At 60.5% G+C, this 25,976-nt stretch carries 27 protein-coding genes; 16 read left to right on the forward strand and 11 right to left on the reverse strand.

Annotated features, from left to right (window positions below; genetic code table 11):
- Positions 1-144: 144 nt before the first annotated feature.
- On the reverse strand, positions 145-1,311 hold the full coding sequence (locus tag EPK99_RS17260) for a cysteine desulfurase family protein (protein WP_128444337.1): 1,167 nt from the start codon (positions 1,309-1,311) through the stop codon (positions 145-147).
- A gap of 226 nt (positions 1,312-1,537) precedes the next feature.
- Between EPK99_RS17260 and EPK99_RS17265 the strand changes: the two genes are divergently transcribed.
- Positions 1,538-2,215 carry an alpha/beta hydrolase gene (locus EPK99_RS17265; RefSeq protein ID WP_128444338.1) on the forward strand — a complete coding sequence of 226 codons (678 nt, stop codon included), beginning with the start codon at positions 1,538-1,540 and terminating at the stop codon, positions 2,213-2,215.
- A 104-nt stretch (positions 2,216-2,319) separates the two neighbouring features.
- On the opposite strand, the gene EPK99_RS17270 is transcribed toward EPK99_RS17265, so the two are convergent.
- Positions 2,320-3,477: a GGDEF domain-containing protein gene (locus tag EPK99_RS17270; RefSeq protein WP_128444339.1), complete on the reverse strand. Its 1,158-nt coding sequence runs from the start codon at positions 3,475-3,477 to the stop codon at positions 2,320-2,322.
- Positions 3,478-3,743: 266 nt separating this feature from the next.
- On the opposite strand from EPK99_RS17270, the gene tyrS reads away from it, so the two are divergent.
- Entirely contained in the window at positions 3,744-4,997 is a 1,254-nt protein-coding gene (tyrS, locus tag EPK99_RS17275; RefSeq protein ID WP_128444340.1) for a tyrosine--tRNA ligase, read from the forward strand.
- A 43-nt stretch (positions 4,998-5,040) separates the two neighbouring features.
- On the opposite strand, the gene EPK99_RS17280 is transcribed toward tyrS, so the two are convergent.
- Positions 5,041-8,454, reverse strand: a complete 3,414-nt coding sequence (locus tag EPK99_RS17280) for a YhdP family protein (protein ID WP_128444341.1) — start codon at positions 8,452-8,454, stop codon at positions 5,041-5,043.
- 127 nt (positions 8,455-8,581) lie between these two features.
- Between EPK99_RS17280 and bcp the strand changes: the two genes are divergently transcribed.
- From bcp to EPK99_RS17305, 5 genes are all read left to right on the forward strand, one after another.
- On the forward strand, positions 8,582-9,049 hold the full coding sequence (gene bcp / locus EPK99_RS17285; RefSeq protein WP_128444342.1) for a thioredoxin-dependent thiol peroxidase: 468 nt from the start codon (positions 8,582-8,584) through the stop codon (positions 9,047-9,049).
- A 16-nt stretch (positions 9,050-9,065) separates the two neighbouring features.
- On the forward strand, positions 9,066-9,893 hold the full coding sequence (locus EPK99_RS17290; protein WP_128444343.1) for a ferritin-like domain-containing protein: 828 nt from the start codon (positions 9,066-9,068) through the stop codon (positions 9,891-9,893).
- Positions 9,894-9,995: 102 nt separating this feature from the next.
- Positions 9,996-11,294, forward strand: a complete 1,299-nt coding sequence (locus EPK99_RS17295; protein WP_128444344.1) for a M23 family metallopeptidase — start codon at positions 9,996-9,998, stop codon at positions 11,292-11,294.
- Between the two features lie 206 nt (positions 11,295-11,500).
- Positions 11,501-13,075 (forward strand): DEAD/DEAH box helicase, encoded by a 1,575-nt coding sequence (locus EPK99_RS17300; protein WP_128444345.1) that lies wholly within the window; start codon positions 11,501-11,503, stop codon positions 13,073-13,075.
- A gap of 7 nt (positions 13,076-13,082) precedes the next feature.
- Positions 13,083-13,496, forward strand: a complete 414-nt coding sequence (locus EPK99_RS17305) for an NUDIX domain-containing protein (protein ID WP_128444346.1) — start codon at positions 13,083-13,085, stop codon at positions 13,494-13,496.
- A gap of 36 nt (positions 13,497-13,532) precedes the next feature.
- Here the strand turns inward: EPK99_RS17305 and EPK99_RS17310 are convergent, their stop codons facing one another.
- Genes EPK99_RS17310 through EPK99_RS17340 form a run of 7 tightly spaced genes read right to left on the reverse strand, consistent with a single transcriptional unit; the run spans position 13,533 to position 19,244 of the window.
- Entirely contained in the window at positions 13,533-13,856 is a 324-nt protein-coding gene (locus EPK99_RS17310; protein WP_128444347.1) for a TfoX/Sxy family protein, read from the reverse strand.
- A gap of 2 nt (positions 13,857-13,858) precedes the next feature.
- Positions 13,859-15,493 carry an NTP transferase domain-containing protein gene (locus tag EPK99_RS17315; protein ID WP_128444348.1) on the reverse strand — a complete coding sequence of 545 codons (1,635 nt, stop codon included), beginning with the start codon at positions 15,491-15,493 and terminating at the stop codon, positions 13,859-13,861.
- Between the two features lie 4 nt (positions 15,494-15,497).
- A complete protein-coding gene (locus tag EPK99_RS17320; protein ID WP_128444349.1) occupies positions 15,498-16,193 on the reverse strand; it encodes an XdhC family protein in 696 nt (231 codons plus the stop codon).
- Positions 16,193-16,519, reverse strand: a complete 327-nt coding sequence (locus tag EPK99_RS17325) for an XdhC family protein (protein ID WP_128444350.1) — start codon at positions 16,517-16,519, stop codon at positions 16,193-16,195. Before EPK99_RS17325 ends, EPK99_RS17320 begins: the two co-directional genes overlap by 1 nt.
- Positions 16,516-17,796, reverse strand: a complete 1,281-nt coding sequence (locus EPK99_RS17330; protein WP_128444351.1) for a vWA domain-containing protein — start codon at positions 17,794-17,796, stop codon at positions 16,516-16,518. Before EPK99_RS17330 ends, EPK99_RS17325 begins: the two co-directional genes overlap by 4 nt.
- A 4-nt stretch (positions 17,797-17,800) precedes the next feature.
- On the reverse strand, positions 17,801-18,730 hold the full coding sequence (locus EPK99_RS17335; RefSeq protein WP_128444352.1) for an AAA family ATPase: 930 nt from the start codon (positions 18,728-18,730) through the stop codon (positions 17,801-17,803).
- Positions 18,731-18,743: 13 nt separating this feature from the next.
- A complete protein-coding gene (locus tag EPK99_RS17340) occupies positions 18,744-19,244 on the reverse strand; it encodes a flavin reductase (protein WP_128444353.1) in 501 nt (166 codons plus the stop codon).
- A gap of 157 nt (positions 19,245-19,401) precedes the next feature.
- Between EPK99_RS17340 and EPK99_RS17345 the strand changes: the two genes are divergently transcribed.
- The 4 genes from EPK99_RS17345 to EPK99_RS17360 all read left to right on the forward strand — a co-directional run bounded on the left by EPK99_RS17345 (position 19,402) and on the right by EPK99_RS17360 (position 23,174).
- Entirely contained in the window at positions 19,402-20,481 is a 1,080-nt protein-coding gene (locus EPK99_RS17345) for a branched-chain amino acid ABC transporter substrate-binding protein (RefSeq protein WP_128444354.1), read from the forward strand.
- Between the two features lie 59 nt (positions 20,482-20,540).
- On the forward strand, positions 20,541-21,212 hold the full coding sequence (gene rpe, locus EPK99_RS17350; protein ID WP_128444355.1) for a ribulose-phosphate 3-epimerase: 672 nt from the start codon (positions 20,541-20,543) through the stop codon (positions 21,210-21,212).
- A gap of 68 nt (positions 21,213-21,280) precedes the next feature.
- Complete coding sequence (purB, locus tag EPK99_RS17355; protein WP_128444356.1) at positions 21,281-22,588, forward strand: adenylosuccinate lyase; 1,308 nt, start codon at positions 21,281-21,283, stop codon at positions 22,586-22,588.
- A 31-nt stretch (positions 22,589-22,619) separates the two neighbouring features.
- Positions 22,620-23,174: an RBBP9/YdeN family alpha/beta hydrolase gene (locus EPK99_RS17360; protein WP_128444357.1), complete on the forward strand. Its 555-nt coding sequence runs from the start codon at positions 22,620-22,622 to the stop codon at positions 23,172-23,174.
- 42 nt (positions 23,175-23,216) lie between these two features.
- Here the strand turns inward: EPK99_RS17360 and EPK99_RS17365 are convergent, their stop codons facing one another.
- Positions 23,217-23,531 carry a DUF1476 domain-containing protein gene (locus EPK99_RS17365; protein WP_164901808.1) on the reverse strand — a complete coding sequence of 105 codons (315 nt, stop codon included), beginning with the start codon at positions 23,529-23,531 and terminating at the stop codon, positions 23,217-23,219.
- Between the two features lie 239 nt (positions 23,532-23,770).
- On the opposite strand from EPK99_RS17365, the gene purC reads away from it, so the two are divergent.
- From purC to purQ, 5 genes are read left to right on the forward strand one after another with little or no spacing between them, the layout of a single operon-like run.
- The gene (gene purC / locus EPK99_RS17370) at positions 23,771-24,535 is read left to right on the forward strand and encodes a phosphoribosylaminoimidazolesuccinocarboxamide synthase (RefSeq protein ID WP_128444359.1); all 765 of its coding nucleotides are present in this window, start codon (positions 23,771-23,773) and stop codon (positions 24,533-24,535) included.
- 19 nt (positions 24,536-24,554) lie between these two features.
- Positions 24,555-24,797, forward strand: a complete 243-nt coding sequence (gene purS, locus EPK99_RS17375; protein WP_128444360.1) for a phosphoribosylformylglycinamidine synthase subunit PurS — start codon at positions 24,555-24,557, stop codon at positions 24,795-24,797.
- Positions 24,798-24,813: 16 nt separating this feature from the next.
- Positions 24,814-25,020: a hypothetical protein gene (locus EPK99_RS17380; protein ID WP_128444361.1), complete on the forward strand. Its 207-nt coding sequence runs from the start codon at positions 24,814-24,816 to the stop codon at positions 25,018-25,020.
- A gap of 1 nt (position 25,021) precedes the next feature.
- Complete coding sequence (locus EPK99_RS17385; RefSeq protein ID WP_245582504.1) at positions 25,022-25,270, forward strand: hypothetical protein; 249 nt, start codon at positions 25,022-25,024, stop codon at positions 25,268-25,270.
- On the forward strand, positions 25,267-25,941 hold the full coding sequence (purQ, locus tag EPK99_RS17390; protein ID WP_128444363.1) for a phosphoribosylformylglycinamidine synthase subunit PurQ: 675 nt from the start codon (positions 25,267-25,269) through the stop codon (positions 25,939-25,941). Before EPK99_RS17385 ends, purQ begins: the two co-directional genes overlap by 4 nt.
- Positions 25,942-25,976 lie beyond the last annotated feature (35 nt).

The raw sequence follows: 25,976 nt of genomic DNA on the forward strand, positions 1-25,976 counted from the left end.
TTCATACTCCAATTCTTGCCGGGTCAAATTCCGGCAATTCTTGTCATCGATGCGGGGAAAACCGTCTCCCCTATGTAAGCGTCAAAAGGCGGTTTTCCCACCTCTTGGCAAGCGGAAATTTACCTTTCCGCAAATAACTCGGATCTACGCCGCCCGCCCCACCGGCTTACGCCGGGCTGCAATTTTTGTGAAAGCGGCAAGCACTTGTGCGATGTCTTCTTCCGTCGTTTGCGGCCCCAGCGAGATCCGGAGAGCGCCGAGCTTCGGATCGCATCCCATGGCCGTCAGCACATAGCTTTCGCCGACTTTTCCCGACGAGCAGGCCGAGCCTGCCGAGAGCGCGATGCCTTCTAGATCGAAGGCGATCTGTCCCGTCTCCGCCTTCAATCCCGGAAGCGTGAAGAAGGTCGTGTTGGGAACGCGTGCGACGTCCTGGCCGTGAATGATGACGTCGGGCGCAGCAGACCGCATCTCCCGCTCCAGCAGATCGCGAAGCCTACCGATTTCGGCATTCCTCGAAGCAAGATCCTTGCCCATCGCCTCGGCTGCCGCACCGAAGCCGACCGCAGCATGAAAATTCTCCGTGCCCGACCGGTGCCCCTTCTCCTGCCCGCCGCCCGTTATCAACGGCTTCGGCATCAGGATTTCTCCGCGCGAAACAAGCGCACCAACGCCCTTCGGTCCGCCAATCTTATGGGAGGACAGGATCAGGAAGTCGGCATCCAGATCGTTGATGTCGACGCCCACCCGGCCGACCGCCTGTACGGCATCCACCACCATCAACCCGCCATGGGCGTGGACAAGCGCAGCTGCTTGGCCGACCGGCTGGATGATGCCCGTCTCGTTGTTGGCAAGCATCACCGCCACCATGGGCAGGCCCTGGCTGCGGTCATGCGCAACCAGAAGCGTCTCCAGAGCAGTCAGATCGACCGCTCCCTCAGAGGTGACCGGAATTTCCGTGATCTGGTCGCGATCGAAGCGACCACCTTCACGAATAGCCGGATGCTCGACTGCCGATATGTAAAGCCTTGACACCGTCAGCGGCGACCGGCCCATGCGGAATTCGGGCGTCAGGACATGATTGGCTGCTTCGGTGGCACCGCTCGTGAATGTCACATGGGTCGGTTCTGCGCCAACCAGAACGGCTACCTGCCGACGCGCTTTTTCAAGGGCAGCGCGGGCTGCTCGCCCCTCTGCATGCACGGAGGACGCATTGCCCGGCAGTTGCAGAGCCTCCATCATGGCGGCACGCGCCTCGGCACCCAATGGGGCCGTCGCGTTCCAGTCCAGATATCTGCGGGTGGGCGCCATTGCCGCGTCAGCTTCCGTTGCTAGATAAGGTCGAACTGCACCGGGCGCGCACCGCTGCATTTTCCTTGAAAATTCAGCCGCGCTTGCCGTATGAGACTTCGTACCGGGCGCCATGTGCGCGCCCCAATTTCGAATGGTTCTAAACTGTTGTAGAAAAGCTGAGCGGCTTCGTCAAGTCAAAGGACGGGACGACCAGTTTGGAACCGGACCAATTGACGGAGTACCGATGCCCGAAGTCATTTTCAACGGCCCAGCCGGCCGCCTGGAAGGGCGCTACCAGCCGTCCAAGGAAAAAAGTGCGCCGATCGCGATCATCCTTCATCCGCACCCGCAGTTCGGGGGCACGATGAACAACCAGATCGTCTACCAGCTGTTCTACATGTTCCAGAAGCGCGGCTTTACGACGCTACGGTTCAATTTCCGCAGCATCGGGCGCAGCCAGGGCGAATTCGACCATGGCGCCGGCGAATTGTCGGATGCAGCGTCGGCCCTCGATTGGGTCCAGAGCCTGCATCCCGATTCGAAGAGCTGTTGGGTGGCCGGTTATTCCTTCGGCGCCTGGATCGGCATGCAGTTGCTGATGCGCCGCCCCGAGATCGAAGGCTTCATGTCGATCGCGCCGCAGCCGAACATCTACGACTTCTCCTTCCTGGCCCCCTGCCCGTCATCGGGACTGATCATCAACGGCGATGCCGACAGGGTCGCGCCCGAGAAGGACGTCAATGGCCTGGTGGAAAAGCTGAAGGCGCAGAAAGGCATTCTCATCACCCACAAAATCGTGGATGGAGCCAACCACTTCTTCAACGGCAAGGTGGATGAACTGATGGGCGAGTGCGAGGATTATCTCGATCGCCGCCTCAACGGCGAACTCGTGCCGGAGCCGGCGGCCAAGCGCATTCGCTGAGCGGTTAGAGCGTTTCAGAATCACAGACGGCTGCCATTCGGGCGGCCGTTTCAGTTTCCGTCAGTAGCCCCGGCCACCTCAATGGTCGCGAGCGACGCCTGACGTCAAGCCGCCAGACCGTGAGCCTGGTGAACGCAGTCTCTGCCGCCCCTTTTGGCGCTGTAGAGTGCCGCATCGGCCTGATGCAATGCATCTTGCGCACCGTCGCTCGGCTTCGAGGCGGCTACACCGAAACTGGCGGTGACCACAAATCCGCCAGGCAGACCGGGAACCATCATCTTGCGAGCCCCAAGCCTGAGCGTTTCTGCGACTGCGACTGCGACTGCAATCGGCGTATCAGGCAGGAATACCGCAAATTCCTCGCCCCCAATTCTCCCAACGATAGCATCACCGCCTGCCTGAGCTGCGATCATCGTTCCGAAGGCATTGATGACCATATCACCGGCATGGTGACCATATGTGTCGTTGATCGCTTTGAAATGGTCGAGATCACACAGGATAACGGCATGCTGTCGATCACCGCGTTTCTTGATCGCAAGTTTCACCGCCTTATCGAAACCTATCCGATTGGCAAGACCCGACAGTCCATCCCGTTCGGCGCGACCCCTCTCGACAACCATGATGTCGAGCGTCAGCACAGCCAGCAACATCAGTCCCACAGCAACGATCAGCACTGCCGTGATGCTCTGCGACATGACAGCGTAATTGGTTGATATATATGCGCTCGGTGTCGCGCCCGGCCCCATGATGGCGGCAAGCGCCGCCTTCAGGAGGAAGTGCAGGCCGCTAACTGCCAATACAATCGCAAGCACAATATCGATGGGCTTTTTACGGTCAGACAGTAAAACCCTCGCTGTTGCGGCGAAAGTCACCAATGCATAAGGCCCCTGATATAAAAAGCCATAGCCCCACCAAGATCTTGGAAGGTCACGGATCACAATGAAGACCGCCATGCCGGCCAGGAAGGTCGAGATAGCTACCCAGGCTGGAAAAGGCCTGCCGTAGAGCTCCGCAATGCCTCGATGCAACAGGACCAGTCCGGCCAGAACCGTGCCATAGGCCGCGGTCGCCCAAAGCCTGGGATTGTTCGAGTATGCCACCGCCAGCTCGAACGCCATAGTAAGTGAGGCGATGAAGAGCCCCGCCGAAAACAACAGAGCCGCCGAGCGCCACCGACTGTAAATGGATACGACTGCAAATACGGCACTAAAACATAGGCCGATGAGGAAGTTCACCACCAAAAACAGAACGGCAGCCGACATAATGATGAAACATGTGAAATGGATTGAAAGAATGGATGCGAAGCTGCTCTATCTTATTTCCAGTGTACCAACAAAATATTAAAGGCAGTCATGCGCTCCCGCATGAGGTGGTCCTTTCGGACGGACGTAATAGCCCAAGCCCGGCTCGGTCACGCTCGTGGCCGGTTGATCTCTAGGAGTGAAATCAACAGTCACTTTTGGAGTGATTCTGCCTTAGAAGAGTGCTAGAGGCGGCCTCAATCAGTACCCTTGCTCAGAGATTGATCATGTCCAGGTTCAAGTCCGATTTCCTCCGTACGCTCGACGAGCGTGGTTTCATTCATCAGATTTCCGACGAGTCGGGCCTCGATGCGCTTTTCTCCAAGGAAACAGTGACTGCCTATATCGGCTTCGACCCGACTGCTCCCAGCCTGCATGCGGGCAGCCTGATCCAGATCATGATGCTGCACTGGATGCAGCAGACCGGTCATCGGCCGATCTCGCTGATGGGCGGCGGCACCGGCATGGTCGGCGACCCCTCGTTCAAGGATGAGGCACGCCAGCTGATGACCCTTGACACGATCGAGAGCAACATCGCCTCCATCAAGCGCGTCTTTTCCAATTACCTTGGTTACGGCGATGGCGCCAAGGACGCGTTGATGATCAACAACGGCGACTGGCTGCGCGGCCTCAACTATCTGGAATTCCTGCGCGATGTCGGCCGTCACTTCTCCGTCAACCGGATGCTGTCCTTCGAAAGCGTCAAGACGAGGCTGGACCGCGAGCAGTCGCTATCCTTCCTGGAATTCAACTACATGATCCTGCAGGCCTACGACTTTGTCGAACTGGCCAGGCGCTATGACTGCCGCCTGCAGATGGGCGGTTCGGATCAATGGGGCAACATCGTCAACGGCATCGACCTTGGTCACCGCATGGGGACGCCACAGCTCTACGCGCTGACCTCGCCACTGCTGACTACCTCCTCCGGCGCAAAGATGGGCAAGTCTGCCAACGGCGCGGTCTGGCTGAACCCGGACATGCTGTCGGCCTATGACTTCTGGCAGTATTGGCGCAATACGGAAGACGCGGACGTCGGACGCTTCCTGAAGCTCTACACGACCCTGCCCATGGACGAAATCGGACGCCTTTCCGCGCTCGGCGGTTCGGAATTGAACGAGGTCAAGAAGATCCTCGCCACCGAGGTGACCGCAATCCTGCATGGCCGCGCCGCGGCTGAGGAAGCCGCGGAAACGGCCCGCCAGACTTTCGAGGAAGGGGCGATTGCCGACAATCTGCCATCGGTCGAAATTCCTGGCGCAGAACTTCAAGCGGGCCTCGGACTGCTGACTCTGCTTGTGCGCGCTGGCCTTGCCGGATCGAACGGTGAAGCCCGGCGGCATGTCCAAGGCGGCGCGGTCAGGATCAACGATCAGCCGGTCACGGACGAGCGGAAGACAATCGGTGCGGACGCCGTGACAGAAGCTGGCGTCATCAAGATCTCGCTCGGCAAGAAGAAGCACATCCTAGTGCGACCGGCCTGAGATTCCTCAAGCAGTCTGATAGAGGCCGTGCGTGCGGCCTCTATCACTGGAATTCGAAGATCTGTCGGAAAACGCCGGGCGCGATCAGGGAAAGCGGGTTGATCGAAAGCTTCGGCTTCTCGAAGGGCCCCTGCAGCTTGAAGGTGATGCCCAGCAGGCCACGGTCATTGCCGTTGCCGAGGATGGCGCCGATCAGAGGCAATTCCCCGAACAGCCGGTTGAGGCCGTAAGCGGGCATGAAGGTGCCGGTCATCTCCATATTGCCGGCGGCATCGCGAATCATGCCTTGGAACGTCGCGCCGATCTGCTCTCCGCGCACGACGCCGTTCTCTATCGACAATGCCTGATCCTTATAGGCGAGCGACGCAAAGGCGCGCTGGAACTTCGCGGCGCTGACGTCGATATTCTTCTTCACCGCCGTGTTCAGGCTCTCGCCGTCCCGGCCCACCGGCGTCGAAACGAGCGACTGAAGCCGCGACTCGTTAACCAGCGAGAAGCTGCGGATATCGACGGAGCCGAGCCAATCGTTTCCCTGCGCCTTCAGCCGCAGGTTCAACAGCCCGCCGCGCATGTTCGAATAGAGGTTAACGAACCTTACGATCGCTCCCGCGTCCCCGCTCGTGACGGAGATCACGTCCCCACGAACCATCTCGCTGACAACCGCCTGACCGCTGCCGGTGACTGCCGAAAGGTCCGCAGAAGAAATCTTGCCGTCCCGAACAGAAAACAGCATCGATACGTTGCCGAGGTTTTCGTCGTTGAAGCCAATGGCACGATCAAGCTTCGCGTGGAGCGTCGCCCCGCCTTTGTCCTTGCTGCCGGCGCCGGGCCCGGAACTCTTACCCTCCGTGCTCGCACGCAGCTTGGTGATGATCGGCCGCAAATCCGCTGCCGCACCGCCGATCGAGATATCGTAGATGCCCTTGGTCTTTTTCACGGACAGACTGTAATTGTCGGCAGGCGACAGTTGCACGTTGGAAAACTCGGCCGAGGACAGCCCCCCACTTGCGAGGGAAATATTGCCGCTTGCGCCAAATCCGTCCCCATCCAGCACGAAATTGCGGAGGTCGCTCGGTTGGTCGCCCTCGCCCGCGATTTCGAACTGGGCCTTGGCGCGGATACCGCTTCCCTTGGTCCAGCCTACCCATGGTACCGACAACGACGCCTTGCTGAGGTCGAGCGATACACCCTGCCGGTTCTCGTCGATACGAGTCAGTTCCACCCCGATGGTGCCATCGACGATATCCGACAAACCCGGCACCAGCTTCTCGCGCTGGTCGTTGCTGAGCGAGGCTTTGATGATGCGCTCGCGCTTCACCGGCGAAGCGCTATCCAGCGGCTCGACCAGCGTCACATCCGCAGGCACGCTGTCGATCAACGCCTTTCCAGACAGATGAGCAGCTTGCGGATCTATGTTCAACATACCGGTGACATCGGCAATCTTTCGGCCGGCAACAGGTGGCACCAGATCGACATCGGATAGTTCCACATGCGCATCCCAGACCGGTTTTGGAGGTTTCTGGTCGGAGATGAGCCCCATTCGGGCCGTTACCCTAGCCGTGGCCTCCCCATGAAAATCATCGGGTTTGTAGCCGGTGTTCTTCAGCGCATTGACCGGACGGAAGTTGGCAAGCTCTGTTACCGCATCGGCAGATCCGGAAATCTGCAGCGACATTTCCGCCATCAAGGGTTTGGTATAGGTCGCCGGAAGCGCAAACCGGCTGTTTTCAACCACGACCGAGCGGCCGGATGGAAGGAAGGATGTGGCCTTGGCGATATCGACCTGCAGCACTTCGCCCTTGAGGTCGAGATGCGCGGCGATGTCACGCAAGGGGGGCACGTCGCCCGGCATGTTCAGGCGAGAATTCGACAGGTCGAAAGCGATCTGCAATTCATTACGGTTCAGCTCCATCGGGATGCCCGGCCCCTTCATCCGGCCTTGCGGAATGAAGACGCTGATCGACCCGTTGGTCAGCGTGCCGGTGAACAGGTTCTGCATGATCCAGTCGCGCGGCTTACGGGCCATCCAGAAGGGCCATAGCTGCTTGACGGTCGTGACTTCCATCTGCGGCAATTGTGCCCCGAAACTGACTTCGGGCGATTTTTCACCGAACCTGACACGTAGCGCGCCGGCCATCCGCCCGGTGGGAGTGGAAACGCCCATCTGGTCGAATTGCAGTTCCCTATCTGCGGTGAGGTAGCGCCCAACTGCCTTCATGTCAAAATGCGCCGGCTGCTCGCCATCCGTTGCGCCGACAGCCGTACCGCCACTGATAAGGAGGTCGAGCCCGACGCCAAGGCGTTTATCATTGGGATCGAGGCGGTTGAGGTCGATAATCGCGCCTGTCAGGGGCAGAATGGTCGGGCCGAAACGGGCCTCCGACTGGCGGATCTCGATGGAGTCCTTTCCGAAGTCATAGGCGATATTGATATTCGCGCCGCTGAATACCTGCGGAATGCCGTCGAAATAGAAGTGGCCAGGAGACTGGTGCAGTGTCGCGGTCATGGCAGGCTGGGTTGCCTCGCGCGCTCTTGTCGCTGCAAGGTCAAGATCGAGCGCGCCCTCTATCCCTTCCCTCGGCGTGCCGTCCTCTGCCCTCTGCAAAAGGAAGGGCGTAACTTCGAGCCCGGCGAGCTTGGCGGACAGAGCCGTGGTCACCCCCTCGACCGTCGCGGAAGTGGCAACCAGCGTCGCCTTGCGCCCGTTCAGGCTGACATCGCCGTTGATCTCCACTTCTCCGTCCGACCGGAGCGCCAGATTGAGTGATTCCACTTCCAGCATCAGGGCTTCCTGACCCGGCGCCGTCGGTAGCACGATCTGAATGCCGGAGATTTTCACCGACGCAGTACCACTGCGTTCGATCAATCCTCGTGCTTCATCCAGACGCTGAAAGGTTTGCTCCAGCAGTTGCGGCGTCGCATCGACGCGCACTTTCGACAGTGGCATGGATTCGCCCGCCGGCAGTTGCGCCGTCTCGAGCCTGATATCCCGCGCTTCCATATTCTTGATAGAAACCCGGCCTGCAAGCAGCGCCAGGGGATCGATCGCCAGCCGAAGTGCCCCTGCGCGGCTCAGATGCTCGCCGCTCGCCTGTTCGACGACATCGACGTCTCGCGCTTCGATCGCCAGCCGGAAATGCGAATCGAAACGAATGACGGTCGAGCCGACGGAAGCCACATAGCGGGGGCCGATGGCATTGTTGAGCGCTGCCTGCGCGCGGGCCGACAAGGCGCCATCGACGATTCCGCCTTCGATGGCGAAGATAGCGCTGAAGACGGCGAGCAGGACCAGCATGCAGAACAGGATGATGGTCCTGCCGATACGCCTTGCACGCGAGCGCGGCGGCGGTGGGCAATGCACGATGATGGGATCTTCGACCTGGGCGGAGGGGAGTTCATGCAGCGGGACTATTTCCTTCCTGCTGAAGCTGACTTTTTCCCCGCGAATTTCCGCCATCAGGTTGAGAACTCATCTTTCTGCATGCGCAAGGGCCAAACGTTAACTGATCTGGACGACGCTCGGGCAAGTATATAGCGATTGTGGCGACTATCCACTCAAGATACCGGCAAAAGAAAGGAAATTCATGTCTGATTTGGCTGTTGGGGACTTGGCCCCGGACTTCGATCTGCCCCGTGACGGCGGTGGACAGGTTGCCCTCAAGACGTTCGCGGGCAAACCGGTCGTCATCTACTTCTACCCCAAGGACGACACGACCGGCTGCACCAAAGAGGCAATCTCCTTCACAGGACTGCTGCCCGAATTCGAAAAGGCAGGCGCCAGCGTAATCGGCATTTCCCCCGATACCGCCTTGAAGCACGACAAATTCATCAAGAAGCACTCGCTCGGGGTCATTCTGGCATCCGACGAAGATACCAGCATTGCTGATGCCTACGGCGTCTGGAAGGAAAAGAGCATGTATGGCCGCAGCTATATGGGCATCGAGCGCAGCACCTTCCTGGTTGGACCGGACGGCCGCATCGCCAAGATCTGGGCCAAGGTAAAGGTCGACGGGCATGCAGAGGATGTGCTTGAAAGCCTCCGCGATCTTTGAAGCATGGAGCATGGCGATGTCGGACGATGGGCGGATCATATCCTTGAGGGGCGGGGCGACTGCCGCCATCTCCTCGCCCGATCTCGACATCAAGACCAGCCTTGCCCAGGAAACGGCAACGCGGTGGTTCGAGCGGCGGCTTTCGCTCCGCTCGCCTCTCGACCCGCCGCTCGCAAGCAGACCAGGCCGCCCCGCCAAGCCGGAACTCGTACCACCCAAAGCAGTAGGCAAGCGCTCGCTGCATACCCGCCAAGGGCGGATAGCCCTTCTCCACTCCATCGCTCATATCGAACTCAATGCGGTGGATCTGGCACTCGATATCGTTGCGCGGTTCGCCACCGAGCCGGTTCCCCTCTCCTTCTTCGACGGCTGGATGACCGTCGCATTCGAGGAAGCCAAACACTTCCGCATGGTGAGGACCCGCCTCAACGAGATGGGCGCCGATTACGGAGACATGCCCGCTCATGACGGCCTATGGCAGGCGGCGCATTCCACCCGCAACGACCTTACCGCCCGGCTTGCGGTGGTCCCGCTGATCCTGGAGGCGCGCGGGCTGGACGTTACGCCTTCGCTGCAAGCCAAGATGCGAGAAACCGGCGACACGGAAACGGCCGCTATCCTCGACGTGATCTACAACGACGAGAAGGGCCATGTGGCGATCGGTGCCAAATGGTTCCGCTTTCTATGCGCCCGCGAACGCAAGGACCCGGCGCTGACCTTCCAGCAGCTTGTACGTGCCAATTTCCGCGGGTCGCTGAAGGCGCCTTTCAACGATATCGCTCGCGCGGAAGCCGGACTGACGCCTTCGTTTTACCGTTCGCTTACTTCCACCAGCAGCGCCTGAACCACCCCATCCACCTCCGGCGAAAAGGCTTTGTTAACCATAACCATGTGTAGTGCGGACATGGTTCGGTGATCGTTAGAGTCGCATCTTCGGAGGTAGCAGGTGACGGGCGGAACAGACAGCCGGGTGTTTGGAAAACGCAGGCATCATCATGTTCTGATTCTCGCCCATGGCGAGAACATTCGCCACATGACCATCCGCCCCTGGATGGCAGGGATCGGCCTTTCTCTTCTCTGCCTCTTTGTCGTCGGCTATCTCGCAGCCACGTCCTACCTCGTCATCCGCGACGATCTGATCGGCGCGACCATGGCGCGCCAGGCGCGGATGCAGCATGATTACGAAGACCGAATCGCGGCCTTGCGGGCACAGCTCGACCGCATTACCTCGCGCCAGCTCCTCGACCAGCAGGTTGTCGAGCAGAAGGTGGAAAAGCTCCTCCAACAGCAGAACGCGCTGTTTTCCCGGCATGGCAAGCTCGGTTCGCTGCTCGATCGTGCCGAAGAGTCCGGTCTGGCGCCGGCTGCCTCGCCTGCATCGAAGCCCTCGCCGGCTTCCAGCGGCCGGCAGGCATCGCTTGGCGGTGGGATAGAGGCGATCAGCAACCTTCTCGGCAGTGCCAATGCTGGCACGCAGACAACGGCGCCAGCGCTGGCCTATGCGCCGCTTCGTGAAAACCTCGCCGACCGTGCGGACCGCGTTTTTTCGAAAGTAACGCTGTCCCTCAAGGACATAGAGAAGCAGCAACTGGCCAAGATTGCCAATCTCACCGACGGTGCGTCGCAGACTGCGGACGCCATCAGCGACATTCTGCGTGGCACCGGCGTCGATATCGCCTCATCTGCCTCGGCCTCCGGCAATGAGGTTGACGGCATAGGCGGCCCTTTCGTCGAACCAGAAGCGACCTCGCCTGCCTTCGATGCATCCCTTGACGAACTGGATGCCGCACTCAGCCGTTTGGAGACGGTGCGGGAGACGGCCCGCGATCTTCCTTTCGGCAACCCTGCGCCCGGCCACTATGTCACCAGCCGCTTCGGCAACCGTATCGATCCGTTTCTCGGCCGCCTCGCCCTTCACGCAGGCATAGATTTCCAGGCCGATACCGGCGATGACGTGAAAGCGACAGGCGCCGGCAAGGTCATCGCGGCTGGTCCAGCCGCCGGCTATGGCAACATGGTCGAGATCGACCACGGTCAGGGCATCACCACGCGCTACGGCCACATGTCCAGGATCCTGGTGAGCATAGGCGATGTCGTCAATGCCGGAGACGTTGTCGGGCGCGCCGGAGCGACAGGCCGGGCAACGGGTCCGCATGTCCATTACGAGGTACGGCGGGACGGCAATGCGATCGATCCCGTACACTTCTTGAATGCCGGGATGAAACTTACTACCTATCTCCGGTAAGCGAGCGCCGGTTCGCAGCAGAATATTCGCAAGTGTAGTGCTTCAAGTCGTCTTGACAAAGCGGTGGATTGATTCACCTCATCACGGCTGCGCCACTTGCTTTCCTTGACTTTCCGGCGTTTTGGCCTTAAGTCGCGGCCAATTGTCGAGATTACGCTATCGACTCACGCGTTTCTCCAGGAACCGTAACGGAAACAGAATTTCCTTTGACCACTTTTGCTGACCTTGGACTGAGCCAGAAAGTCCTCTCTGCCGTCACCGACGCAGGCTACACCATACCCACGCCTATTCAGGCTGGCGCCATCCCGCATGCTCTTCAGCGCCGCGATATCTGCGGCATCGCACAGACGGGGACCGGCAAGACCGCATCCTTCGTGCTTCCGATGCTGACGCTTCTCGAAAAGGGCCGTGCCCGGGCGCGCATGCCACGCACGCTGATCCTCGAGCCAACCCGCGAACTTGCGGCACAGGTGGCCGAGAATTTCGAGAAATACGGCAAGAACCACAAGCTAAACGTCGCGCTGCTGATTGGCGGCGTGTCCTTTGAAGACCAGAACCGCAAGCTTGAGCGTGGCGCGGACGTTCTGATCTGCACCCCCGGCCGCCTGCTGGATCACTGCGAACGCGGCAAGCTGCTGATGACCGGCGTCGAAATTCTGGTGATCGACGAAGCCGACCGGATGCTCGACATGGGCTTCATCCCGGATATCGAGCGGATCGTCAAGATGATCCCCTTCACGCGCCAGACGCTGTTCTTCTCGGCCACCATGCCGCCGGAAATCCAGAAGCTGGCCGACCGCTTCCTGCAGAACCCGGAGCGGATCGAGGTCGCCAAGCCTTCATCGACCGCGCAGACGGTTACGCAGCGCCTCGTCGCCTGCCACAACAAGGATTACGAGAAGCGCGCCACCCTGCGCGATCTCATCAAGGCGCAGGACGAACTGACCAACGCGATCATCTTCTGCAACCGCAAGAAAGATGTCGCCGATCTGTTCCGGTCCCTGGAGCGCCACGGCTTCTCGGTCGGCGCCTTGCATGGCGACATGGACCAGCGCTCGCGCACGGAAATGCTGGCCGGCTTCAAGGCCAATGCAATCACGCTGCTTGTCGCATCCGATGTTGCGGCACGCGGACTCGACATTCCCGCCGTCAGCCATGTCTTCAACTTCGACGTGCCTATCCATGCGGAAGATTATGTCCACCGCATCGGACGGACCGGTCGTGCGGGTCGCTCCGGTGAAGCCTTCACGCTGGTCACGAAATCGGATGCGAAATATCTCGACGCTATCGAAAAGCTGATCGGCACAAAGATCGAGTGGCTAAATGGCGACCTGTCTTCCTTGCCAGCACCGCTGGAAAGCAAGGAGAGCGAACGCGGCGGTGCCCGCAAGGGTCGCGAGCGCGGCGGCAGGGAGCGTGGAGAACGCACGGAGCGTCCGGAACGTGCGGAGCGCAGTGACCGTCCAGACCGGGCGGAACGTGGCGCCAAAAACATCGAGACGCCTGCCCCAAAGGCCGACGTCAAGACGCAGGACAAGAAGGTCGAAAGCGAACATATGGTTGGGGAAGCTGAAGTGGCGAATGCAAGACCTGAGCGCAAGGCCGACCGCAGGCCCCCGGCCAACAACCGCGACCGCGATCTACGGCCTAACCCTGCAAACGACGACAGCCGCGAACGCCGCCGCTATCATCGCGACTATGACGACGGCCCGACGCCCGTCGGCTTCGGCGACGACGTGCCCGCTTTCATGCTGATCGGCTCGAACCTGGCCAAGGCCTGAGTTCTTCATGCTCTTGCCGGGCATTGATTTTCCTGGCGTGGGCGCCGGGCTTGTCATCCAGCGCGCCGACGGCAAGGTTCTGCTTTACCGTCGCCTGAGACCACCCGAAGCCGGGTTTTGGAATATCGTGGGCGGCAAGGTCGACCATATGGAGTCTTCCGCCGAGGCCGCGCGCCGAGAGGCGGAAGAAGAGACCGGCCTGACGATCGGTGCGGTTGAGTTTCTTTGCGTGGCGGAAGAGCGCATTGCTGCTGAAAGGCAGCACTGGATCTCGATGATCTATGTAACGCGAGATTTCTCCGGTGAGCCGCGGCTGACGGAACCCGACAAACTCTCCGAACTCGGATGGTTCGATCCCGCGAACTCACCTTCGCCGCTTTCCGTTTTCTCCGCGCATGCGTTCAGGCACCTGACTCGCTAAAGAGCTTCGGATCAGATGGCTCAAACGCCATCTGCTTCACTTCTTCGATGCCCGTAGCGCCGCCTCGAAAGCAAGCCGCGTCCATTTTCCCATAAGATCCGCATCGTCGAGGGCTTCTTCCGGAATTGTCCAATAGGGCATCAGAACCGGTTTTCCCTTCTTGCCCTCATAGGACCATTGCCGCGCACCTGCCGCGGCAAACTCGGGGGCGCTGACATTGTCAGCCTTCAGCATGATCTCGTCGCGAAGCTCGATCGCGATGATGAGCCCGCGATAATAGATCCCCTTGCCGCCGAACATGCGGCGAATCGAGACCGGCCCCAGACCCTCGAACATCTCCTCTATGGCCGCGTTGTCCAATGTCATCCCCTCAATATGCCGCCTGCGGCCGTCACGGCCTCGGGCGTATCCACATCCAGATGGGCAGCAGGGCCGATATCGACATCGACCACCGGCAGCCCTGAGCTTTCGATGATCGCGCGCGCGCCCACATCGCCATCCAGTCGGAGAATGGCCGGATAGGCGGCACGCGGAATGATGATCGGGTTGCCGCGTTTGCCGTCCGAGACGGAACGGACCACAACACCGCCACCCGCGTCACGGAAGGCGGCAATCAGGCTGTCGACGTGTTCGGTTGTAATGGCCGGCATGTCGGCCAGCATGACGAGGATACCGTCAAGCCCTGCAAGAGCCGGCAGCGAAAAGCCCGAGACCAGAGAAGAGGCCATGCCGGACGCAAAATCCGCATTGAACGCAAGCTCGATGTTCAGGCCGGCCAAGGCAGCATTGATGTCCTGGCGCCGGTGGCCCGTGACGGCAACGACCCGCGATGCCTGTGAGGCAAGCAGCATCTGCGCCGTCCGGCGCACCAGCGGTAGCCCGTCGAATTCGGAGAGCAGCTTGTGCGGCCCGTCCTTGCCCATGCGGCGTGCCTGGCCGGCCGCCAGCATCAGCGCTCCCACGGTAACGGTCGGCTTGTCAGGCTTGGCAGCCTCCCGCGGAAGGGGCCGTGTCGGTATCTCCATCAGCAGGCCTCCCACTCCCATGCCGGTAATGTCGAACGAGCTTGGATGCTCCCCTGCCATCAGGCGGTTCAGCACCCAGTCGAAACCGTTTTCCTTCGGCGAGCGGGCGCAGCCGGGCGCGCCGAGAACGGGAATATCGCCGATCCAACCGAGCACCAGAAGATTGCCAGGATCGACCGGCATGCCGACCTGCTCCACATGTCCTCCTGCGGCACGGATAGCAGCGGGAATCACGTCGTCGACATCGGCAACCGCCGAGGCTCCAAATACGATTATCATAGCCGGCTCATGAGTCTCTGAGCCCGCAACCTGCTGAAGAACCTCAGCTAGATCTTCCATTGCGTGCGGAATTCGTATCTCTTTCTTTAGCCGACTACCTGACTGCGATAGCCTGCGCTCCAGAAGCCGGGCGGTGCGATCCATGACCGATGTTTTCAGCGAAGGAAGCTCGGTCGCCACTAGCGTTACGGCTCGCGGCTGGTAGGCTTTGACCTCGAAAGCAACCGATTGTTTAAGAAGGGCTGCGGCTTCGGCCACTTTCACACCCTGCACTGCAAGCGGGATGATCTTGACGGTCGCCACCATATCGCCCGCCCGCACCGGAACATGGTCCGCAAGACAGGCCAGCGTGATCGCCGGATCGATCCGGTTGACGCAATCCACCACTTCGCGGCTCGCAACGAAGAGACCATCCACTTTCGCGTAAATGTTCACCCGACCCGTCGAAGCCTCTGAAAAATTCAGATTATCTGGTGCAATAGACGCTGCAACAGCTTGTGCAGCGGCGTCTTCCAGCATGTCTCCATCATCCAGCCGGACGGCAGTGACCGAAGACACCCCGGCATCGGACAGACGTCGAATGTCGTCCCGGGACAGGACATGGCCTTTCGGTAGGCGACCGTCCGGCAGGCGGGCGGAATGGGCCAGCACCAGCCCTTTCGCGTTAGAGAGATCGAAGTTTCCGTATTTCAAAACGTCACCTCCCGGTGACCAGATCGCGACGACGGAAGGCCTGCACGATCTGCGCTAGTGTCGAGAGCGCGATCTCCGCCGGCGTCGCGGCTCCGATGTCGAGACCGATCGGCGCCGCAATACGGGTGATCTCCTCCTCGCTATGGCCCATCTCCATCAGCCGCTCCACGCGTTTGGCGTGGGTCTTTCTGCTTCCGAGCGCCCCTACATAAAAACAGCCGGACTTCAGCGCCTGCGACAGCGGGAAGTCGTCGATCTTCGGGTCATGCGTGACTGCGGCAAGAGCGGTATAGGCGTCCAGCGGATGCTGCTTCAGCACATCCTCCGGCCAGTCGGCAACGAGCTCCACGCCTTCGAACCGCTCTTCGGTCGCGAAGGCGGTACGGGGATCGATGATCGTCAGGTCATAGCCCGCAACAGGCGCCAGACGGGCCAGTGCTTGGCTGATATGCACAGCACCGATTACCACAATGCGCGGGGGCGGCAGGTAGACATTGAGGAAAAGTGCCTGGCCTTCGACATCCACCGCGCCTGCCTTGCCACTGCGCAAAGCCTTTGCGACCGCCTCGCCCAACGGGGCCCCGACAGAACCGCTTTCCACCAGAACCTGGGCCTCGCCGGTGGCGAGATCCGTCACCGTTACGACCGCCTTGCGGGTTGCGCGGGCTTCGTTCAGCTTTTTCAGGTCTTCAAACCGCATCAGCCGAGCCTTTCCACGAACACCTGGATGCGACCGCCACAGGACAGGCCCACCCGCCAGGCGGTCTCATCGGCCACACCGAACTCCAACATTTTCGCATTCCCGGAGGCAATCACATCCAGCGCCTCGGTAATGACGGCGCCTTCCACGCAGCCGCCCGAGACCGAGCCTTCGAAATTGCCTTCGCCATCGATCACGAGATGGCTTCCTGCTTGTCGAGGTGCCGAGCCCCATGTTTCGACAACGGTTGCGATCGCAACCTCGCGGCCGTCGCTTTTCCAGGTTTCCGCCGTCTTCAGCGGATCGAGCATATCGGGAGCAGTCATGCCACCCTCCTTGTTACTGGCCTTGTTGCTGGCGATGTTAATGGCCTGGATCGCCGATGAGCGGCGCCCGAAGTCTCATCCGACAATGCCTGAGCAAGATCGGCGATCGATTGCAGATTGTGCACGGCACGAAAATCGTCCACATGCGGCAGCATGGCCTTGACGCCCCGCGCCTTCGCCTCGAACCCGTCGAAGCGCAACAGCGGGTTCAGCCAGATCAGCCGGCGGCAGGATCGATGCAGCCGGTCCATTTCCCGTTCCAGTTCGTCCACGCCATCGCGCTCCAGACCGTCGGTGATCAACAGCACGACAGCCCCCTGACCAAGCACGCGGCGGGACCAGAGCCGGTTGAACTGCGCAAGCGTCGCCCCGATCCGCGTGCCGCCGGACCAGTCGCGAACAGCTTCGGTGCACGCGTCCAGCGCCTCGTCGGGATCACGCCGTCGCATCTGCCGGGTGACATTAGTCAGCCGAGTGCCGAACAGAAAGGTCTGCACATGGGTGCGCTTTTCCGTCAGCGCATGCAGGAATTGCAGGAAGATCCGCGTGTACTGGCTCATGGAGCCGGAAATATCGGCAAGTACGACCAGCGGCGGCGGCGCGGTCTTCCGTTGCCGGAAACGCGGGAGGATCAGGTCGCCGCCTGTTCGGAGCGCCTGGCGCATGGTCGCGCGCGGATCGATCCTCTCTCGCCGCCCTGCGGGCGTGAAGCGACGCGTTGCCCGCTCGTCGAGCGGAAGTGCAAGCCTTGCCAGTTCACGCCGTGCCAGAGCCAGTTCAGCCGCCGACATCTGGGCAAAGTCCCGGCGCTTCAGAACCTCGCTTGCGGATGTGGTGAACCGGGAATCGATCTCGACATCCGGCTTGGCGCCCGGCTTCTGCGGCTCCGGTCTTTCGGATGCGAGTGCGTCGCCGACGCGGGTCGCACCCGGCTTCTGCTTTTCCGGCTCCCGCCGGTCGGCCGCCTTCGGCGACATCATGGCGATCATCTTGCCCACCACGTCACGCGGGCGAAAGAACAGATCGAAGGCTTCATCGAACACAGCCTGATCCTCGTGTCGCTTCACGAAAACCGCCGACAGCGCCGCACGGCATTCCTCGCGGGAGCCGACGCCGATTGTTTCGACTGCGATGACTGCGTCCGCGGCAGCGCCCGGCCCCGTCTTCAGCCCTGCCCTTCGGAGAATACGGGAGAAGTAAACGATATTATCCGCCAATCGGCCTTCGCTGCCTGAGGAAATTGGCGTCGTTGCGCTTTCGACTGTCGCGTCAGCCATGGGCCTACCCCACCGCCTGGAGTTCGGCCTCGACCTCGGCCAGTACGTGACGGCCTTCGGCATGAGCGATGCGGGCGATATCGTCCTGATATTTGAGGAGGGTTCCCAAAGTATCCGCAATGGTTTCTGGATCGAGCGCCGCCCGGTCAAGCTCGGTCAGTGCCGTTGCCCAATCTATCGTTTCGGCGACGCCCGGGCTCTTGAAGAGATCGAGCTTTCGCAGCTTCTGCACATAGGCGACGACCTGCCGCGACAGCCTCTCCCCGGCCTGCGGAACCTTGCGCCGGATGATTTCCAGCTCCTGGGCCGCATCCGGGTAGTCCACCCAGTGGTAGAGACAGCGGCGCTTCAGGGCGTCATGGATTTCTCGGGTACGATTGGTGGTGATGATGACGATGGGCGGCTCGCTGGCCTTGATCGTCCCAAGTTCAGGTATCGTCACCTGAAAGTCCGACAGAACCTCCAGCAGGAAGGCTTCGAAAGCCTCGTCCGTGCGGTCGAGCTCGTCGATCAGGAAGACCGGTGCCGGCCCGCCCGCCTCGCCCAGCGCCTGCAGGACGGGCCGCCGGATCAGATGCCGCTCGGAAAAGAGGTCAGATTCGATACGGTCACGATCCTTGACGCCTGTGGCTTCCGACAGGCGGATCTCCAGCATCTGGGCGGGGTAGTTCCACTCATAGACTGCCGAGGAAATGTCGAGCCCTTCATAGCACTGCAGGCGGATCAGCTTACGGCCCAGCGCCTTGGCCAGCGTCTTGGCGATCTCCGTCTTGCCGACACCGGCTTCCCCTTCGAGAAACAGCGGGCGCTTCATCTTCAGCGCCAGGAATATCACGGTCGCCAGAGATCGGCCCGCCAGATAATCCTCTCCGGCCAGAAGAGCGATCGTCTCGTCTATCGATGCGGGCAGCGCCCCTGGTGTTTCATCCGGCATGTCGATCCCTTCCCTAAAAGCCTCGAAAGCCTCGATCGCGATACATCAGCGAAGGAGCCTCCGGGCCAAAGTGAACGCCCTTGACGCTGCCGAACAGGATAGCATGCGTCGACATCTGCTTTACCTCGACAAGCTCGCAATCGAAGCTGACCACTGCATCATCAAGGACAGGCGCGCCGGTGACAAGCGTGTGCCAGCGGCCGAGAGAGAAACGGTCTGCGGTCGTCAGTTCGTTCAGGCCCGCGAAGGCCCCAGCCAGCGCCCGATGCTGATCGCCCAGCGCATTCAGGGCGAACATGCCCGCCCTCTCGAAGATCGCATTGTTGGGATTGCTGTTGTTGAGGCAGACCAGCACGGTTGGCGGCGCATCCGAAACGGAGCAAGCGGCAGTGATGGTCACGCCGCGCAACTCATCGCCTAAAACCGTGGTTACGACCTGCACATGGCCGGCATAGCGAGCCATGCCGTTGCGATAAAGGAGCGGGTCGAGGATTGACTGATCCGTCACGTACATCTCCGGGGTCGAAACCCCTGTTATCCTTCTGATATGGTAAACCCTCGCGCCCACGTCCACGGCTCAAAACCGTTTTTGCCACTATCGGGCGATTCTCTTTGACGGCAGCCGCGGGAAGGCTAAATGTGCAAAAAATAGTTCAACCTCCAGGGGATGTATGACACTACGCCAATACCTGCTTGCCGGTTTGCTGGCTTCTCTCCTCGGGTCCACATCGGCATCTGCGGCAGTGATCGGCGTCGTTGCGCCCCGCTCAGGACCGTACGCGCTGCTTGGCTCGCAAATCCTCGACGGTGCGCGGGCTGCCGCCCAGGCCTTGGGTGACACGGTTGTGGAGATCGGGGAAAGCTGCGAGGAAAGCGGCGGTGCGGCGGTTGCAAAGGCGCTGGTCGATGCGAAAGCCGGCATGGCTATCGGCTTCCTCTGCGTCGAGACGCTGACCACTGCCCTGCCCCTTCTGAAGGCACACCAGATCCCCGCGATCACCGTCTCGGTGCGCTCCAAGATCCTGATGGAGGATGCGCTACGCAACGGTTGGCCCTTGTTCCGCATGGCGCCAGTGGAAGGCGCCGAGGCCGACAAGGCTGCATCAATCATCCTCGACATCTGGAAGGCCGAGCCGATCGGACTGATCGACGACGGCACGATCTATGGGCGTGAACTGACTGCCGCCATGCGCCAGAAGCTTGAGGCCGGCGGCATCGCGCCCGTCTTCACCGATACGTTCCGGCCCGGCCAGGAACAACAGGTCGCGCTGGTGAGGCGGTTGGCCAAGGCCGGCGCCACGCATGTCTTCATCGGCGGAGACCGGAACGACATCGCGATCATTGCCCGGGATGCTGCCGGTGAGAACAGCCCCCTTACGCTGATGGGCGGCGACACGATGCGGGCAGCCAATCGCCCGGTTCCTCTGCGTGACGGTGTTCTTGCCGTGGCGCTGCCGGATTATGCAGCGCTTCCCAGCGCGGCCGCCGCCGCCAACGCCCTGCGCGCCCGCAATATCGAGCCGGATGGCTATGTCCTGCCCGCTTATGCGGCCGTCGAGCTTGCGCATCAGGCGATTTCGCGCGCAACATCTGCCAAGACATTGCCGTTTGCGTCACTGACCGGAGACATGTTCACGACTGCTATCGGTCCGATCGCTTTCGATCAGGGGCGCGAACTGAAGCAAAATCCTTTTGCACTGCTCGAATGGCGCGGCAACGAGCTTGCACCTCTGCGTCCTGCGACCGACTAGCTGGTTGTTCCTCTCGAACGGCAATGCTAGACGGTGCTGAAAACCCGGAGATCCCTGCCATGACCCTGCCGATCCGTATCGCTCCCTCCATTCTAGCATCGGATTTTTCCAGGCTCGGGCAGGAAGTGCGGGATGTTGTGGAGGCAGGCGCGGACTGGGTGCATCTCGATGTGATGGACGGGCATTTCGTGCCCAACATCTCCTTCGGACCAGACGTCATCAAGTCGCTGCGCAAATACACGACCGCCTTCTTCGACTGCCATTTGATGATCGCGCCGGCCGACCCTTATCTGGAAGCCTTCGCCAAGGCCGGCTGCGACGGCATAACCGTGCATGTCGAAGCCGGTGCCCATCTGCACCGTTCGCTGCAGACGATCCGTTCGCTTGGCAAAAAGGTGGGCGTGACGCTCAATCCGGCAACGCCCATCTCGACGCTGGAGAACGTGCTGGACGATATCGACCTCATCCTGGTGATGAGCGTCAATCCCGGTTTCGGCGGCCAGAAATTCATCCCCGCCATGGACGACAAGATCCGCGCGGTAAAAGCGCTGATCGGCAATCGGCCGATCGAGATCGAAGTGGATGGCGGGATCACAGCCGAAACCATCGGTGCGGCAGCGGCTGCCGGCGCCAATGTTTTCGTTGCCGGTTCGGCGGTCTTCAAGGGCGATGGCCTGGACGCCTACCGCTCGAACGTTTCGGCGCTCCGGCAGGCAGCCGAAGCCCGTTAGAGTAAGCAATTGAGCTTGCCGCAGCTTCTTGCTACAGCGGCGCCGACAGTTTTTGAGGACAAGCCCCTATGATCCCGCGTTATTCTCGTCCCGATATGGTCGCCATCTGGTCGCCTGAAACCCGTTTCCGCATCTGGTTCGAGATCGAGGCGCATGCCTGCGACGCGCTGGCGGCAATCGGCGTCATTCCGAAATCAGCGGCCGAAACCATCTGGGAAAAGGGCGGCCAGGCCGTGTTCGATGTGGCGCGCATCGATGAAATCGAGGCGGTGACCAAGCATGACGTCATCGCCTTCCTGACGCATCTGGCGGAATTCGTTGGCCCGGACAGCCGCTTCATCCATCAGGGGATGACTTCGTCGGACGTGCTCGACACCTGCTTCAGCGTCCAGCTGGTGCGCGCGACCGACCTGCTGCTGGCGGATATCGACCGCGTTCTAGCCGCGCTCAAGGCCCGCGCCTTCGAGCACAAGAATACGGTCCGCATCGGCCGGAGCCACGGAATTCATGCGGAGCCGACCACAATGGGTCTGACCTTCGCCCGGTTCTATGCCGAGATGGACCGCAACAAGACGCGTCTCCTGGGAGCGCGGGAAGAGATTGCGACCTGCGCGATTTCGGGCGCCGTCGGCACCTTCGCCAATATCGACCCGCGGGTCGAAGAACATGTGGCCGCGGCGCTCGGCCTGAGGCCGGAACCAGTCTCGACGCAGGTCATCCCGCGCGACCGTCACGCCATGTATTTCGCCACGCTCGGCGTCATTGCGTCGTCCATCGAAAACGTCGCGATCGAGATCCGCCACATGCAGCGCACGGAAGTGCTGGAAGCGGAGGAGTTCTTCTCCCCGGGCCAGAAGGGCTCATCCGCCATGCCGCACAAGCGCAACCCGGTGCTGACGGAAAACCTGACCGGCCTTTCCCGTCTCGTGCGCATGTCCGTGGTTCCGGCCATGGAGAATGTCGCCCTCTGGCATGAGCGCGACATAAGCCACTCCAGCGTCGAGCGCGCCATCGGGCCGGATGCGACGATCACGCTCGATTTCGCGCTCAACCGCCTTGCTGGCGTCATCGAGAAGCTGGTGATCTACCCCGAGAATATGCTGAAGAACATGAACAAGTTCAAAGGCCTGGTCATGAGCCAGCGGGTGCTTCTGGCCTTGACGCAGGCCGGCGTGTCGCGCGAGGACGCGTACCGCCTCGTGCAGCGCAACGCCATGAAGGTCTGGGAAGAAGGCAAGGACTTCCTGGAGGAGTTGCTTTCGGACCAGGAGGTGCGCGCCGCCCTTTCCGAAGATCAGATCCTCGAGAAGTTCGATCTCGGCTATCACACCAAGCATGTCGATACGATCTTCAGCCGCGTGTTCGGCGAAGCTTGATCCCAGCAACCCGAACACCCAGATAGCCGGCATGAAAGCATCAGACGCCGAAATCCTCATCGTTCCAGGATATACCAATTCCGGACCGGAACACTGGCAGACCCGCTGGGAGCAGAAACTGACGACTGCCCGCCGCGTCGAGCAGGCCGAATGGTCGAAACCCGTGCGAGACGAATGGGTTGCTCGCGTGGCGCACGAGGTGAACGCCGCGACCCGCCCCGTCGTCATCGTCGCCCATTCGCTCGGGGTTCCGACGGTGGTTCACGCGGCTCCGCTCTTCAAGAACAAGGTCGCGGGCGCCTTTCTCGTGGCTCCGCCCGATGTGCAGAACCCCGATATAAGGCCGAAGCATCTCATGACCTTCGGACCCTATCCGCGGGATCCGTTGCCCTTTCCGTCAGTAACGATTGCCAGCCGCAACGATCCGTTCGGTGCTTATGAGCACGCGGACGACATCGCTGCGGCCTGGGGTTCGCTGCTCGTGGACGCAGGCGAATCGGGGCACATCAACGCGGAATCGGGCCATGGTCCCTGGCCTGAAGGAACCATGGTGTTTGCCCAGTTCCTGAGCCGCCTGAAGCCCTGATCTGGACATCGGCTTCGGCGACCTCAGAATGCGGCCCTCCCCTCAGGCAGCGAGATCGCGTTGTGCCTCGAACAAAAGATCCTGCATATGATGGAGCAGTTCGTCCTCTGGCAGCGTCACGCCGGCTGCGTCGAAATCATGACGCAATTTTGCGGCTATATCGGCATCCGACGTGCCGCTGAGAGCAAGAGTAACGACCTCGCGAGTATAAAGCTCTCGGTCGTTGGTGCCGAGAAGCGACGCGGCCCATAAGCCAAGCAACCTGGCGCGCCGAGCCTCGGCGCGAAAATTCAACGTCTGTTCATAGGCAAATTTATCTTCGAGTGCTCTGCCTCGGTCACGAAGGTTGTAAATCATGCTTCCCTGCCTTCTTGTTATAACTGTCCTCTCTTCCGAAGGACGTCCTTTTAGTAAGGTAGAAGCTTCAAGAAACCGTGTAATCTTAGGCTGAATGATTCGTGGTTGCGCTTTATCAAGCAATCGAGACCGAAGCGGTTGGGAACCCTGCATTGTGAAAGCGGATGTTTTCCGTTATGGGACCGCTCGAACATAATCCATTGCGCCCGCCCAGGGTGCCAACAACGAGACAAGACATCATGAACCGTCGCCGCCGTATTTACGAGGGCAAGGCCAAGATCCTTTATGAAGGTCCTGAGCCGGGCACGCTGATCCAGTTCTTCAAGGATGATGCGACCGCCTTCAACAAGAAAAAACATGGCGTCATCGACGGCAAGGGCGTACTCAACAATCGAATTTCCGAATACGTCTTCACCCACCTGAACAAGATCGGCATTCCCACGCATTTCATCCGCCGGCTGAACATGCGCGAGCAGCTGATCAAGGAAGTGGAGATGATCCCGCTCGAGATCGTCGTGCGCAATGTGGCAGCGGGTTCGCTATCGACCCGCCTCGGCATCGAAGAAGGCGTGGTCCTGCCGCGCTCGATCATCGAGTTCTACTACAAGTCGGACGCGCTTGCCGATCCCATGGTATCGGAAGAGCACATCACCGCCTTTGGATGGGCAAACCCCGCCGAACTCGACGACATCATGGCGCTCGCGATCCGCGTCAACGACTTCCTGTCGGGCCTTTTCCTAGGCGTCGGCATCCAGCTCGTGGATTTCAAGATCGAATGCGGCCGCCTGTTCGAGGGCGACATGATGCGGATCATTCTGGCCGACGAGATTTCGCCGGACAGCTGCCGTCTTTGGGACATCGAGACCAGGGAAAAGATGGACAAGGATCGGTTCCGGCAGGATCTGGGCGGTCTTGTCGAAGCCTATTCGGAAGTCGCGCGCCGGCTCGGCATCATCAACGAAAACGAACCGGTCCGTGGCACTGGCCCGGTTTTGGTGAAGTAACTTTTTGGGGGTTTAGTCAGTGATCAAGGCACGCGTGACTGTCACGCTCAAGAACGGCGTTCTCGATCCGCAGGGCAAGGCTATCGAAGGTGCGCTCGGAAGCCTGGGCTTCGAGGGCGTCCACCAGGTCCGCCAGGGCAAGGTGTTCGACCTTGAAGTGGATGGCACCGACAAGGCCGAGGCCGAGGCCAAGCTCAAGGCCATGTGCGAGAAGCTTCTGGCAAATACGGTGATCGAGAACTATACTATCGCTCTCGACTGACGGTGCGGGGCGTGTGATGGCTGAAATCACCAATGAAATGCTTTATGCAGAAATGCTGAAGCTCGACGAGCGAACCAAGGAAACTCTCCAATCGCTTCAAGATCTCGTTGGTTTCATGAAGGAAACCAACCGCGAGTTGGCAGAGGGTCAGGCAAGGACAGACGCTTTGAAGAAGAAGCTGTTCGGGGATCGTTTTGATCGCGACGGAGCTGTCTTTGGCTGAGGTGTCGCAGGATTTGCTTCATGAGCTTCTGCGGCGCCTGCATAATCGAGCAGATAAGTCCGACGCGGCTATTCGTGATCTACGCAACGAGATGAATTCTATGCGCTTGGTCATTCATGCGCATCAGAGTGATGTCAACAATCTCTACACCATGTTGCATCAACTGGATGCACGGTTGGAGAGGATCGAAAACCGCCTCGAGCTGCGCGAGCTCTCCGAGGCCCAGGCAAGGTTTGAACCACACCCATGAAGTCCGCAGTCGTTCAGCTTCCCGGCCTCAATCGCGACCGCGACATGATTGCCGCCCTCACCAAGATTTCCGGTCAGGCTCCGATCACAGTGTGGCAGACCGAAACCTCCATTCCGGATGATGTCGATCTGATCGTCATTCCCGGCGGCTTTTCATATGGCGATTACCTGCGTTGCGGGGCGATCGCAGCCCGCATGCCGGTCATGCAGGCTATCAAGGACAAGGCGGAAAAGGGCGTCAAGGTTCTCGGCGTCTGCAACGGCTTCCAGATCCTGGTCGAAGCCGGCATGCTGCCGGGCGCCCTGATGCGCAATACGACGCTTCGCTTCGTGTGCAAGGAAGTGAAGCTCGAAGTCGTCAACGCCGACACAGATTTTACCCGCGCTTACGACAAGGGGCAGATCATCCGCTGCCCGGTCGCCCATCACGACGGCAACTACTTCGTGGATGAAACGACGCTTGCCGGCATGGAAGATCGCGGAGAGATCGTGTTCCGCTATGCGGAAGGCACCAATCCCAACGGCTCGCTCGGAGACATTGCCGGCGTCATCAATCGTAAGGGCAATGTGCTCGGCATGATGCCGCACCCCGAAAACCTGATCGAAGCTGCCCACGGGGGCAAGGACGGACGTGGCATATTCGCCTCCGCCCTCGACGTCATCGCCGCCTGATTGCGCGACACCATCCTTCAGACATCACAGACCCG

The organism is Neorhizobium lilium, assembly GCF_004053875.1.
In the GTDB taxonomy this organism is placed as follows: Bacteria; Pseudomonadota; Alphaproteobacteria; order Rhizobiales; family Rhizobiaceae; genus Neorhizobium; species Neorhizobium lilii.

What these genes read in the sequence shown, in the direction of transcription:
- EPK99_RS17335 (WP_128444352.1), bottom strand. Translation starts at nt 18,730, where the DNA reads ATGCCGGATGAAACACCAGGGGCGCTGCCCGCATCGATAGACGAGACG.
- EPK99_RS17270 (WP_128444339.1), bottom strand. Translation starts at nt 3,477, where the DNA reads ATGTCGGCTGCCGTTCTGTTTTTGGTGGTGAACTTCCTCATCGGCCTA.
- EPK99_RS17340 (WP_128444353.1), bottom strand. Translation starts at nt 19,244, where the DNA reads ATGTACGTGACGGATCAGTCAATCCTCGACCCGCTCCTTTATCGCAAC.
- EPK99_RS17365 (WP_164901808.1), bottom strand. Translation starts at nt 23,531, where the DNA reads ATGATTTACAACCTTCGTGACCGAGGCAGAGCACTCGAAGATAAATTT.
- EPK99_RS17265 (WP_128444338.1), top strand. Translation starts at nt 1,538, where the DNA reads ATGCCCGAAGTCATTTTCAACGGCCCAGCCGGCCGCCTGGAAGGGCGC.
- EPK99_RS17325 (WP_128444350.1), bottom strand. Translation starts at nt 16,519, where the DNA reads ATGACTGCTCCCGATATGCTCGATCCGCTGAAGACGGCGGAAACCTGG.
- tyrS (WP_128444340.1), top strand. Translation starts at nt 3,744, where the DNA reads ATGTCCAGGTTCAAGTCCGATTTCCTCCGTACGCTCGACGAGCGTGGT.
- EPK99_RS17330 (WP_128444351.1), bottom strand. Translation starts at nt 17,796, where the DNA reads ATGGCTGACGCGACAGTCGAAAGCGCAACGACGCCAATTTCCTCAGGC.
- bcp (WP_128444342.1), top strand. Translation starts at nt 8,582, where the DNA reads ATGTCTGATTTGGCTGTTGGGGACTTGGCCCCGGACTTCGATCTGCCC.
- purB (WP_128444356.1), top strand. Translation starts at nt 21,281, where the DNA reads ATGATCCCGCGTTATTCTCGTCCCGATATGGTCGCCATCTGGTCGCCT.
- EPK99_RS17345 (WP_128444354.1), top strand. Translation starts at nt 19,402, where the DNA reads ATGACACTACGCCAATACCTGCTTGCCGGTTTGCTGGCTTCTCTCCTC.
- rpe (WP_128444355.1), top strand. Translation starts at nt 20,541, where the DNA reads ATGACCCTGCCGATCCGTATCGCTCCCTCCATTCTAGCATCGGATTTT.
- EPK99_RS17280 (WP_128444341.1), bottom strand. Translation starts at nt 8,454, where the DNA reads ATGGCGGAAATTCGCGGGGAAAAAGTCAGCTTCAGCAGGAAGGAAATA.
- purQ (WP_128444363.1), top strand. Translation starts at nt 25,267, where the DNA reads ATGAAGTCCGCAGTCGTTCAGCTTCCCGGCCTCAATCGCGACCGCGAC.
- EPK99_RS17260 (WP_128444337.1), bottom strand. Translation starts at nt 1,311, where the DNA reads ATGGCGCCCACCCGCAGATATCTGGACTGGAACGCGACGGCCCCATTG.
- EPK99_RS17290 (WP_128444343.1), top strand. Translation starts at nt 9,066, where the DNA reads ATGTCGGACGATGGGCGGATCATATCCTTGAGGGGCGGGGCGACTGCC.
- EPK99_RS17360 (WP_128444357.1), top strand. Translation starts at nt 22,620, where the DNA reads ATGAAAGCATCAGACGCCGAAATCCTCATCGTTCCAGGATATACCAAT.
- EPK99_RS17320 (WP_128444349.1), bottom strand. Translation starts at nt 16,193, where the DNA reads ATGCGGTTTGAAGACCTGAAAAAGCTGAACGAAGCCCGCGCAACCCGC.
- EPK99_RS17305 (WP_128444346.1), top strand. Translation starts at nt 13,083, where the DNA reads ATGCTCTTGCCGGGCATTGATTTTCCTGGCGTGGGCGCCGGGCTTGTC.
- EPK99_RS17380 (WP_128444361.1), top strand. Translation starts at nt 24,814, where the DNA reads ATGGCTGAAATCACCAATGAAATGCTTTATGCAGAAATGCTGAAGCTC.
- purC (WP_128444359.1), top strand. Translation starts at nt 23,771, where the DNA reads ATGAACCGTCGCCGCCGTATTTACGAGGGCAAGGCCAAGATCCTTTAT.